The sequence below is a fragment of the Bacillus sp. FF-1 genome, from assembly GCF_028548245.1.
GTDB lineage: Bacteria > Bacillota > Bacilli > Bacillales > Bacillaceae_G > Bacillus_A > Bacillus_A paranthracis.
The window spans coordinates 294,722-307,441 of record NZ_JAQQGG010000004.1 but is presented as its reverse complement, the minus strand read 5'-3'; the positions used below and the strand labels follow the sequence as shown (position 1 = coordinate 307,441).

General features: G+C 37.9%; 8 protein-coding genes and 1 pseudogene. 4 read left to right on the top strand and 5 right to left on the bottom strand.

Going from position 1 to position 12,720, the window contains the following annotated elements; all coding sequences use genetic code 11:
• Nucleotides 1-29: 29 nt before the first annotated feature.
• The gene (gene hutP, locus PQF83_RS16770; RefSeq protein WP_000926517.1) at nucleotides 30-470 is read right to left on the bottom strand and encodes a hut operon transcriptional regulator HutP; all 441 of its coding nucleotides are present in this window, start codon (nucleotides 468-470) and stop codon (nucleotides 30-32) included.
• 194 nt (nucleotides 471-664) lie between these two features.
• Here hutP and PQF83_RS16765 point away from each other — a divergent pair, with 194 nt between their 5' ends.
• Nucleotides 665-1,612 (top strand): class I SAM-dependent methyltransferase, encoded by a 948-nt coding sequence (locus PQF83_RS16765; RefSeq protein ID WP_000166813.1) that lies wholly within the window; start codon nucleotides 665-667, stop codon nucleotides 1,610-1,612.
• Between the two features lie 13 nt (nucleotides 1,613-1,625).
• On the opposite strand, the gene PQF83_RS16760 is transcribed toward PQF83_RS16765, so the two are convergent.
• Both PQF83_RS16760 and PQF83_RS16755 read right to left on the bottom strand, forming a co-directional pair.
• A complete protein-coding gene (locus PQF83_RS16760) occupies nucleotides 1,626-2,198 on the bottom strand; it encodes a DJ-1/PfpI family protein (protein ID WP_000722213.1) in 573 nt (190 codons plus the stop codon).
• The gene (locus tag PQF83_RS16755; protein ID WP_001998011.1) at nucleotides 2,195-2,782 is read right to left on the bottom strand and encodes an AAA family ATPase; all 588 of its coding nucleotides are present in this window, start codon (nucleotides 2,780-2,782) and stop codon (nucleotides 2,195-2,197) included. The genes PQF83_RS16760 and PQF83_RS16755 overlap by 4 nt, the downstream gene beginning before the upstream one ends.
• Before the next feature lie 245 nt (nucleotides 2,783-3,027).
• Here PQF83_RS16755 and PQF83_RS16750 point away from each other — a divergent pair, with 245 nt between their 5' ends.
• Together PQF83_RS16750 and PQF83_RS16745 are read left to right on the top strand one after the other, a co-directional pair.
• Nucleotides 3,028-3,324 (top strand): hypothetical protein, encoded by a 297-nt coding sequence (locus PQF83_RS16750; RefSeq protein WP_000262403.1) that lies wholly within the window; start codon nucleotides 3,028-3,030, stop codon nucleotides 3,322-3,324.
• A 103-nt stretch (nucleotides 3,325-3,427) separates the two neighbouring features.
• On the top strand, nucleotides 3,428-3,868 hold the full coding sequence (locus PQF83_RS16745) for a DUF2621 domain-containing protein (RefSeq protein WP_000889384.1): 441 nt from the start codon (nucleotides 3,428-3,430) through the stop codon (nucleotides 3,866-3,868).
• Nucleotides 3,869-3,898: 30 nt separating this feature from the next.
• Here the strand turns inward: PQF83_RS16745 and PQF83_RS16740 are convergent, their stop codons facing one another.
• Complete coding sequence (locus PQF83_RS16740) at nucleotides 3,899-4,954, bottom strand: hypothetical protein (RefSeq protein WP_000896225.1); 1,056 nt, start codon at nucleotides 4,952-4,954, stop codon at nucleotides 3,899-3,901.
• Between the two features lie 50 nt (nucleotides 4,955-5,004).
• Nucleotides 5,005-6,075, bottom strand: coding sequence for a hypothetical protein (locus PQF83_RS16735; protein WP_000896247.1), 1,071 nt, complete (start codon nucleotides 6,073-6,075; stop codon nucleotides 5,005-5,007).
• Between the two features lie 277 nt (nucleotides 6,076-6,352).
• Between PQF83_RS16735 and PQF83_RS16730 the strand changes: the two are divergent.
• Nucleotides 6,353-12,706: pseudogene (locus PQF83_RS16730) on the top strand (DUF7507 domain-containing protein); the annotation flags it as partial.
• Nucleotides 12,707-12,720: the final 14 nt, after the last annotated feature.

The following is a 12,720-nucleotide window of genomic DNA, read 5'->3' as shown; positions in this document are numbered from 1 at the left end:
CCCCTTCTAACTAATAGACTATGGGCAAATCATATGTGATTAATTCCTAAACCAATCGCCTCATGCTCAGATCCTTTTACAGGTGCACCAATCGTTCCATATAATGCAACAGCAACCCATTCGCCCTCTTTTTTTCTGTCGTATGGTGTACCGCGCACAATTGCAAAGCGAAGTCCTACTGTACGAAGAACGTCTGCTAACTGAATTTGACCTCTCGTCACTCCGTACAAAGCTTCCATAATTGCGTGATAAAGTGCATGTGTTTCTCTGTAAACGTCTGTTTCAATAACTTGGTTGCTCTTAGCCGCTGTTTCCATTGCTGCGACAACCTTTTGCGAATTCATCGAACCCACTTTCCCCGTACAATACTTCCAACCTTTTGGGATAGATAATACAGGGCTTTCATTCTCATCCGCAAGTGCCAACAGCATGGCCATACGACCAATTCGATGTGTTCCTTGAAGAAGCATGTGACTCTCTCATTTCTTTTAATTATTTGAATATTTCTTAATTTAAGAATATATGAAAACGGTTAAATCGTCAATAGTTTAAACTCACATTCAAACAATTTTTTCATCCCCTCCATTTGTGTACACAAATGATTTACACAAATTTTTCAGGCGTGTTATAGTCTCACTAACCGATACAAAGGGGAGAGATTTCAGTGACAAAGCGAAAAAACATTCATTTTCGAATTGAAGAAAAATTACTTGAAAGGTTTGAAGCTGCACTCCATTACGAAGGCTTAAAGAAAACCGACGTATTAACGCACGCAATTCAGCAATTTTGCACGAAGGTGGAATGCGAAAAGATGAATGATGTAAAACGCCAGTACAATGTAAGCAACCATTTACAAATACGTATTGATACGCATAAACATTACGAAGAAAAACAAGTGAATTTAGATGAAGTCGTCATGGATCATTTACAACTTCAAGGAGACGAGAAAATATTAGAGGTTGGGTGCGCTAACGGAAAATTTCTTTCCTTTTTGCAAGCGAATGGACATAAAGGTCAATTAACAGGTTTTGATCAATCAGAAGCCATGCTCTCTGAAGCCACTAAAACAAATACTTTAATTGAATGGAGACTAGGTGACGCTGAAAAACTTCCTTTTGAAGCCAATTGCTACGACTGGATCGTCGCAAGACATATGTTATATCATATGAAAGATGTTGAAAGAACTATCCAAGGGTTCCATAAAGTAATACGTCCTGGTGGCTCACTTTTAGCTACTACAAATTCTGACGTTACATTACCTCGTATAGTTGAAATGTGTAATCGCATGTTAGACGCATTTGATTTACCGAAAACAACATCTTCAGTCACGCCATTTTGTTTGGAAAATGGTAAAGAGATATTACAGTCTGTTTTTTCAACTGTTGAAGAAGCAGTTATTCATAATGCTCTCGTTTTTCATCATGCTACTCCAATTGTAAACTATATTTCTAGCATGTTTCCGTCGCTAAATATACCTGATAATACACATCTTCACGCCGAAATGAAGGAATGGCTAAAAGAAGAAGTAGAAAATGAATTGGCAATTCATAACGGTATATGGCGCGATCCGAAAACGTTAGCCATTTATCGATGTCAAAAAGAAAAAAGCTAGCAAATGCTAGCTTTTATACATTCTCAGGCAAAAGCTCCTCCATCATCACATTCCCCTTACCACTGTAAAAATTTATATTGTGTTCGTTCGCTATCCCAAAATAAGAGGCAATCGCTATTCCAAATGGTACAAATGCATGCCCCTGCGCTGTAATAATGTTTGAATGTTCCACAACTTCTTCATACACAAAATTTTCTACTGGAAAACAATCTAATTTTCTATAATCCATAGTTACTGTATACGAGTTTTCTTTGAATAAGCCTGCTTTTGCTAGTGCATACGGTCCCGCACAAATAGCAGCTACTAATTTTTCTTGTTCGTGAAACTGACGGATGACTGAAAAGAGTCCTTCTGCATCCTTCATATGTATCGCATCTCCGCCTGGAATAATAATCCCCTCATATTCTTCTACACGTACTTCACTTAATTCTATATGCGGTTGCACTTGCAAACCTGTTTCACTTATAATCAATTCTTTCGTTAAACTCGCTGTAATAATTTCATATTTATTTTTCAACAATGCCGTTGCTACTGTTATTTCAAACTCCGCAAATGTTGGGTATACAAATAAAAGTATTTTTTTCATATCCCTCTCTCCTTTAACCAATCCATAAAATATCCCTCTAATTCTTCCGCTGTTAATCTATTCGTGTCCACATAAGTTACAGGAAATTGTTTATACCAGTCTTTTTCAGTTTCTACTAATTTAAATTGCTCCTCAAATGTACTTCTGTTTCTTGTTCTATCATTATTTTTTCTATTATATAAATTACTTTCCGAGCCATCTAAATAAAAAATAGCATCTGAACGACATTCTCTTAATTTATATAATTCATCTCTTAATGCAGTTTCTATATCCCACTCTTCTCCTATAATCTTTGGATAAAAGAGCGTAAAAAACTCAATATCTTCTGGCCCGCGATCAAAAATTACAACTGAATCTTTTACATTTTGAAACTCCTTTATTTTTGCTTCCATAAACATTTTTTGATTTAGAATAAACCCTTCTTTTGAATTTATATCCAAATTTAATACTCTTCGCTTTTCTACAATTGGATAAGGGTTTTCATATATAACTGAAAACCCACATCGCTCTAACCTTTTAGCCAATGTCGTTTTTCCGCTTGCCATCGGTCCTTGGAGTGAAATTACATATGCCATTCCTCTCATTCCCTTGCGCTTTAGTAAAACTATAATATACAGAATCTTGAAAACTATCAACAAAATATATATCATCTTGTTTCTTATTCTTATCTAACATATAATAAAAAATAGAGATTATGACGGACGCATTAATAATGTAAGCTTGGAAATCCAAGCTTACATTATTTTTTGCTTTCCCTTTTCAAATAAAAAGAGTATACTAGATTAGAACGTATGTTCTTAATGATTACATACAGTAAGGAGATAAGACAATGGTATACGATACAAAAGCAATTTCTTGGAACGAGTCTTTAAAACAACTTCAACGCCGCTATACAAACAAACAAGTTGACCGAAAAGAATTTGAGGATATTGAACTGATGGAATTCTTCCGCGATAACGACTACATTTCTTTACCTACACATATAAGCGGCCTATCAACAGCACGTTTTACTTCTTACTCTATTTTCACAACTGAAGATAAAGATCGTAAAGTTGGCACATTAATCATTGAATATGTAGAAGATGATAATAATAATTTATGTGTGGAACAACTATACTTCGTTTAAATGATAACGCTTGGTCAAAATGACCAAGCGTTCTTGCTTTCTATGAATCTCACTGTTTATAATATAAATAAAAGAAAACCGCAATCATTAAGGGGGGATACTCTTGCTCGAAGGATGGTTCAGTTGGTTTATTGTACTGTGGACTGTTATTTTATTAGGACTTATGTCTATCGGTGGATACTTTATGTTCAGAAAATTTTTAAAACGACTACCAAAAGAAGATGGTATGTCCATTTTAGATTGGGAAGAGCACTATATTAATAAAACGAGGCATTTATGGGATGACGAACAAAAACAATTGTTAGAAGAGCTCGTAAGTCCTGTTCCAGAGCTATTTCGCGATGTTGCTAAATCAAAAATTGCTGGCAAAATCGGTGAACTAGCCTTACAAGAAAAAGCCTCTCAAATTACACAAGATTTAATTATTAAAGGGTATATTATTGCTACACCGAAGCGTGATCATAAATTTTTAGTAAAAAAACTACAAGAAAAAAAGATTGATTATTCTCATTATCAATCTTTACTAACAAAATCTACCTCATAAAAAAAGATTGCTAACTTATAGCAATCTTTTTTAACTTACAGTTACTGATTTTACTGCTGTTAATTTAGCCTCCGCCAAGTCTATTTGTAATCCAACCGCACTTGTATAAATTGTATCTCCAGTACCTGTAATATTTACTTGTGTAGATGTCGTATTTGGTGCAATAGAACCTGTTGCATTTACATTTGTAATATCAAACTCAGCTCTTGCATTTGCAGTTGTAGTCGTTCCAGAAAAATTCCGATCTGCAAAACTACCAATTGTATTTAAATTTCCATTAATATCATTTACTTGCCCTCTAAAAAAGTTCCCTATTGGATTATTTGGTCCTGTTAATGTCACAGAGTTCAATTGAAAATTATCACCTGTAAAATTCGGATCACCATTTACCGCCATTACAAAAGCTCTTGCTGTCACCGTCCCTGTAGCTGGTGTAAAAAATCCTGAAATGGTTTGTGGTGTACCGGATAATAAAAAACCTGGAAATAAACTCACATTTCTCATCGGATATGAGGAATCACGATATACAACAATCAACGACCATCCTGCACCATAACCAACTGGCTGACGCGTAGGTAATCTTGTCACACTATATCTTCCTGCTGCTCGATTCGGTAAACCTTGCAGTAAAGGTGTAACGTCTGCTGCTCGATTATAAACATTGGCTATAAAAGGGAGATTTGTCCCTTCTGATGACCATGCTGAATTAATTGTCACTTGTGTACTCGTTCCATCAGGCGTAACTAAATTTGGAGGATTCGCATCAACAACAGCAGTTGTAACAGCCGTATCCAATCCACCTGACCAAACAAGTAACGCAAAATCTACAACCGCCGTAGCTGGAACGATAGTAGTTGATGGATTTAATTCAGCCCATGAGCCATCTAATGTCCAATCATTTGTTGTACCTCCAAATGTATTCGGGTCCGTCGATGAAGGAACTCCTCCAAAAGTAGAATCTGTATTTAATGTTATAAGTGCATTGTAAGCAAAGTTTGTATTTGCAGTACCGCGCATTCCCATCGTATTACCCGTATGCATCATAAATAAGTTATCGTTTTTACCGTAAGCTTGAACAAAAGCCAATAGAATTCACTCCTATTAGGATAAAAAAATTTATTAAAGTTTTCAATTTTTCAACTCACTATTACTGATTTTGTAGCAGTTAAACGTGCCTCCGCTAAATCTATTTGTAAACCGACAGCACCAGCGTAAAGATAATCAAATGTATTTGGGATATTCACGGTAGTAGAAGTAGAACCGGCTGTTAACACGCCATTTGCGGGTACATTTGTCACATCAAACTCTGCACGCCGATTAGTCGCAGAAGTACCAATTGGCATATTTCTATCCCCAAAACTTCCGACTGTATTTAAATTTCCCAAATAATTATTTACTTGTGAAGCAAAAAAGTTATTTATTAAATTATTAGGTCCTGAAAGTCCCGTACCGTTTAAGTTAAATCTATCACCTGTCGCATCAGTATCACCATTAATTGCCATTGTAAATACACGAGCATTAACCGGCGCTACAGCTGGAGTGATAAAATTTGAAATCGTTGCTGTCTCACCCAATGTAGAAATGAGTAAACCAGTATATAAACTAACATTCCTAATAGGATATGAATTATCGCGATATACAACAACCAATGCCCATCCTACGCCTGTCCCTTGCGTCGGAGGATTTGCCGTGGGAACCCTTTCTACAAAATAATCCCCCGCTGCTCGATTTGAAAGCCCTTGTAGAATATTTGTTACATTTGCAGCACGTGTATAAATGGTACCTTGAAATGTTCCGCTTGATCTCGTCTCTCCCCATGCAGGAACACTCGTAATTGTATGAGTGACCCCATCCGGTGTTTGTAAAGTAGGTATATTGTTATTTACCACCGTTTCTGTCACAGTTGCACTCAATGTTCCTTGCCATACTAGCATTGCAAAGTCTACAGTTGCTGTTGCTGGTACATCTGTTACTGAAGGATTAAGTCTTGCCCAAGAACCATTTAATGTCCAATCATTTGTCGTTCCCGCAAAAGTTAATGGATCTACCGAAGAAGGAACTCCTGCAAAACTTAAATTTGTATCTCTTGTTATTAATGCATTGTATTGATACGCCGTCGCTGTTGTAATACCACGCATGCCAACTGTATTCCCTGTGTGTACCATAAATAAAGAGTCCGTTTTCGTATATGTTTGTACAAAAGCCAACAATTCCACTCCCCTTCCATATAAGATAAATATTTATTCGCTATTTCATTTAATGCAAACAAGTAAAAAAAGTTCCATTTGTATATGCACAGACTAATTTGGGCAAAAAAAAAGCCTTTGCCTATTCCTATTCATTTAAATTTGAATAGGATGCAATGACGAGCTCATTTTATACTAATATTTACACATAGTATTGTTTCTAGATTATTAAATAATGCTATTTGTAAATATTCCATGCCTTGACCGGATTTAAATTTATACAGAAAGGACGAATCTAATGGCAATAGCAACAATAGGAAGTCGTTTAACCTATACAATCGTTGTCCAAAATACCGGAACACTTCCTGCCCAAAACGTTACATTTACAGACCCCATACCCGCTGGCACTACTTTCGTTCCAAACAGCGTTACAGTTGATGGCGTTGCAACAGCTGGAAATCCTGCTACTGGTATTCCCATTAGCAACATTCCTGCTGGCGGCTCTGTTACAATTACCTTTCAAGTAGATGTTACAAGTGTCCCTACCCCACCAGTTGCAAGTAACGTAGCATCATTTGGATACGAATTTCAACCTGCACCTAACGCACCCACTATCACACGTACGACAACAAGCAATATTGTTAATACAGATATTTTCACAGCTAATGTCGCATTAACAAAAGCAGTAGATAAAACAATTGCTACTATCGGTGATACGATTACGTATACAATTACGGCCACAAATCAAGCCACATTAGCTGCTAATAATGTTATCATTACAGACACGCCTCCTGCCGGCACATCGTTCGTACCGGGTAGCGTTACAGTTAATGGTACTTCTACTACAGATAATCCTGCTACTGGAATAAATGTAGGAACGATTGCTGCAAACGGGAATGCTACAATTACGTTTCAAGTTCAAGTTAATACTCTCCCTACACCTAACCCTATTCCAAATAGTGCAACTTCAAGCTTTCAATATAATCCACCAAACCAACCACCAATTAACAGAAACTCTACAAGTAATATAGTTGAAACACAAATTAATGCTACTATCATAAATCCAACTAAAAGTGCAAACCAACAAATTGTGAATATTGGTGACATCATTACGTATACGATTACTGTTCCAAATAACGGTAATATTTCAGCGACAAATGTTTCCATCACCGACCCTATCCCTACTGGCACTACTTTTATTCCAAACAGTGTTACAGTTAATGGAACGGCACAATCTGGCGTAACTCCAACAAATATTCCGCTAGGTACAATTCCTGCTGGTCAAACTACAACTGTCACATTTCAAGTCCAAGTCACTTCCCTCCCAGCTAACGGAACGATTACTAACGAAGCAAATGTAACATTTACGTCGCAACCGAATCCGGCTGAACCCTCAACAACCACTACGATAACACCACCTCCAACAACTACTTCTGTACGAACTGCAATTGTAAATCCAACAAAAACTGCTAGTCCACAAATTGCTGATATCGGTGATATTATTACGTATACGATTACTGTACCAAATACAGGAAACATCGCTGCAACGAACGTTATTGTAACTGATCCAATTCCAAGTAGCACTACATTTATTCCGAATAGCGTCACAATTAACGGTACTTCACAACCTGGCGTAAACCCTTCTGGTGGTATACAAATTGGAACAATCGCAGCTGGTAATACTGTCACTGTCACTTTCCAAGTTCAAGTTACCGCTCTCCCAGAGAATGGCCTAATCCGAAATATCGGAACCACAACATTTACGTATCAACCAGATCCTACAAAACCAGCTATTACAACAACAAACCCTACACCACCTACTACTACTCCTGTTAACACCGCTATTACAAACCCTGTTAAAACGGCGGATAAAACTACTGTTGATATTGGTGATGTTATTACGTATACGATTACTTTCACTAATGATGGTACGATCCCTGCTACAAATGTAGTTTTTACTGATACCATTCCTACTGGTACAACATTCATTCCGAATAGCGTAATCTTAAATAATGTACCGGTTCCAAATTCAAATCCCGCACTAGGAATCCCGGTTGGAACAATTAATCCCGGTGAAACCAAAACACTATCTTTCCAAGTTCTTGTTACACAAATTCCAGCTGGCGGTGTTATTGCAAACGAAGCTTCAACGACATATACGTACCAGCCAGATCCAACAAGACCGCCGGTTACCACAACCGAACCGACAGCACCTACTACAGTCTCCGTTAATACCGCTACAGTTAACCCTACAAAATCTGCTGATCGTACTTTCGTTGATATTGGTGATGTTATTACGTATACAATTAGTTTACAAAATAACGGCACTGTTCCCTCAACAAATATTGTACTAACAGATCCAATTCCAAACGGTACAACATTTATTCCAAATAGCGTCACGATTGATGGTGTCTCACAACCTAACAGTAATCCTGAAAACGGTATATCGATTGGTACTTTAAATCCAAATCAAGCAAAAACAATTACATTCCAAGTTCAAGTTACAAGTGTCCCGCCAAATGGAATTATAGAAAACCAAGGCAGTGTATCATTTAATTATATTGTTAATCCAAATGAGCCTCCTGTTACAACAACTACCCCAACTCCTAAAACAGAAACTCAAGTTGGGACCGTTATTACAGCGCCTACAAAATCTGCCGACAAACAAGTTGCTGATTTAGGAGATACGATTACCTACACGGTCACATTTACAAATAACGGGACCGTTCCGGCTACAAATGTAGTCGTTACAGACCCTACACCTAACGGAACTATTTTCGTTCCAAATAGTGTTACAATCGATGGCATTACAACGCCAGGAGCAGCCCCATCACTTGGTATACCACTTGGTACCATTTCTGTCGGAGAAACGAAAACAATCACGTATCAAGTTGTCGTTACAAACTTACCACCTGATGGAATAATTAGAAACCAAGCATCCTTCACTTACCAATATCAACCGAACCCAAGTGAGCCTCCTGTCACAACAACTACCACCACTCCAAGTGTAAACATTCCAATTAATAATCCTAATCCAACGACTACAAAATCTGCTGATCGACAAGTTGTTGATATAGGGGATACGATTACTTTTACTGTAACATTCCAAAATAGAGGGACCGTCCCCGCTACAAATGTTATTATAAAAGATGCACTTCCATCTGGTGTTTCTTTCGTTCCAGGTAGCATTGTCGTAAATGGCACATCACAACTTGGAGAAAACCCTGAAATTGGTATACCCGTCGGCACTGTAAATCCCGGTCAAAGTATTACAGTTACGTTCCAAGGTGTAGTAAATAGTATCCCGCCCGGAGGAGTTATTAGAAATCAAGCAAATGTTACATTCACATACGAGCCAAATCCAAATGAACCTCCCGTTACGACAACTATTACAACTCCTGAAACAGAAACAGCAGTTAATACCGCTACACTAAATCCACAAAAAACAGCAGATCGCTCCTTCGTTGCATTAAATGATGTCATTACCTATACTCTCTCATTTCAAAACACCGGTACTGTTCCTGCTACGAATATAACAGTAATAGATTCTATCCCTGCCGGTACTGTATTTATTCCAGATAGTGTTACGATTAATGGGATTCCTCAAGCAGGAACAAATCCATCATCAGGAATTTCACTTGGAACTTTAGCGCCATCCGAACGCGCAACGATTACTTTCCAAGTACGAGTAATAAACATCCCTGCTAGCGGCGAAATCCGAAATCAAGGTAGTGCAACATTTAATTATCAACCGGATCCAAATTTACCTCCAGTCACAAAAACAGAAACAACTCCTGAAACAACAACTCCTATCCAAACTGTAGTCATAAGTCCAACAAAAACAGCAAACCTTACGTTTGCAGAAATTGGCGATATTGTAACTTATACTGTCACATTTACAAACCAAGGAACTATACCTGCTACTGGTGTAACAATTACAGATTCTTTACCACCGGGTACAACTTTTATTACGAATAGTGTTACTGTAAACAATGTCGCTCAACCCGGCGTAAGTCCAGTCACAGGAATTCCTGTTGGAACAGTTAATACCGGCGAGACAGTTACTGTTACATTCCAGATTCAAATAAACGCTATTCCTCCTAATGGAAAAATAGAAAATACAGCAAGTGTTACCTACACTTCTCAGCCTAATCCTAGCGAACCTCCTATTACAACAACAGAAACGACTCCTACCGTAACTTTACCTGTTCGTACCGCTAACCCGAACCCGCAAAAAACAGTGGATCGTGAGTTTGCAAGTATTGGTGATACGCTCACTTATACAATCACCCTTCAAAATACTGGTAATATACCTGCAACTAATGTCATTATTACAGATTCTATCCCTACTGGAACTACATTTATCCCTGGTAGCGTTACGATTAATGGCATTCCACAACCTAATTTGACCCCTGAAACAGGAATCTCAGTTGGCACATTAAACCCTAGACAAGTAGTGACTGTTACTTTAGAAGTACAAATAACAGCTTTACCACCAAATGGCATTATCTCAAATGAAGCAAATGTCACTTACACATCTCAACCAGATCCGACACTCCCGCCTATTACAACAACCACACCGACTCCAATCGCAGAAACAATTGTACAAAATGCAGAATTAGAGTCAACAAAAACAGTAGATTTGCCAATCGCTAACATTGGCGATGCACTCACTTATACAATTACCCTTGAAAACACTGGAAATATTCCTATGACAAATGTATCTGTCATTGATCAACCACCAGTAGGCACACAATTTATTGTAGATTCTGTTACAGTAAATGGCCTTTCACAACCAGGTGTTGATCCAAGCATTGGGATACTCATTGGTACAATACAACCAAATCAAATAATAACCATTACGTTCCAAGTAACGATTACGAATATACCGCCTAACGGGGTTGTTACAAATGTCGGTTCAGTCAGCTTTACATCTCAGCCTAATCCAAATGAACCTCCTATTACGAAAACAGAGACAACACCACCAGTTAATACTGAAATCATTAATAGTATTATTAATCCATCGAAAACGGCTGATCGAAACAACGTTGATATAGACGATATCATTACGTACACCGTTACATTCCAAAACTTACAAACTGTTCAACTAACAAATATCATTTTTACAGATTCGATTCCAGTTGGTACGACTTTCATTCCAAATAGTGTAACAATTAATGGTATCCCAACTAGTGATGTTGATCCAGCTCTTGGCATTCCTCTTGGCACATTAAATCCTAGTCAATCAGTTGTTGTAACTTTTCAAGTTCGCGTTGTTTCCATACCACCTAACGGAATTATTATAAATGAAGCTACTATCACCTACACATTCCAACCTAATCCTGGAGAACCTCCAGTAACAGTGACTACTCCAACGCCTCCTACTACTACCAATGTCAACACGGCAACAACAAACCCTACAAAATCCGCTGATAAAGTATTTGCTTTATTAGGTGACACAATCACCTATACAATCTCCTTACAAAATACAGGAACTGTCCCTGCAACAAATGTACTTGTAACCGATCCTATTCCAGCTGGTACTACTTTCATTCCGAATAGTGTTACGATAAACGGCGTCACGCAACCAGGTATCGTTCCTAGTTCCGGAATTCTTATCGGTACATTAGAACCTAACACTTCAGCCGTCGTAACTTTCCAAGTTCAAGTAACTTCGATACCACCGACAGGCTTTATCGAAAATGAAGGGATCGTTTCATTCCAATATCAGCCAGATCCTACTAGACCACCTGTATCTGTTACTACGCCTACACCTACTACAAAGACGCAAGTAAGTGAAGTTACTATTAATCCTAACAAACAAGGTAACCCTCAAACTATTAATCTTGGTGATACTGTCACATATACAATTACGTTCCAAAATGTCGGGAATATTAATGCGACAGATGTTATTATTACAGACCCTACTCCATCTGGTACTACTTTCATTCCGAATAGCGTTACGATTAATGGCGTCACGCAACCTGGAACAAATCCAAATAATGGTGTAAACGTTGGGACTGTAACTCCAGGACAAATTGTTACATTAACTTATCAAGTTACTGTAACTGAACTCCCACCAGACGGTATTATTAAAAACACTGCAACTGTCACTTACACATTCCAGCCAAACCCTAGCGAACCCCCTATTACTATTACAGATCCTACTCCAACTGTTGAAGTATCCGTTATTACACCTACACCTAACCCAAATAAACTAGCCGACAAACAAATTGTAGATATAAATGAAATCATAACGTATACTGTAACCTTCCAAAATCGCGGATCAGTCCCTGCAACTTCCGTTATCATTACTGATCCGTTAGCAAATGGGTTAACGTTTCTTCCAGGTACTGTTGTAATAAATGGCATTTCAGATCTTGGAGCAAATCCTGTTGTAGGTATACCTGTTGGAACAGTCAATCCAAACGATACAATTACTGTTCAATTCCAAGCAAGAGTCACAAGTGTACCACCTGGTGGTATTATTCGAAATCAAGCAACTGTTACTTTCACATATGAACCAGGTCCTGGTGAACCTCCTATTACAATTACAGACCCTACTCCAATTAACACAACGAATGTAACTACAGCTATATTAAATCCGAAAAAAACAGCCACGCCGGAAACAGTTACTTTAGGTGATATCATTAATTGTCGATAGGT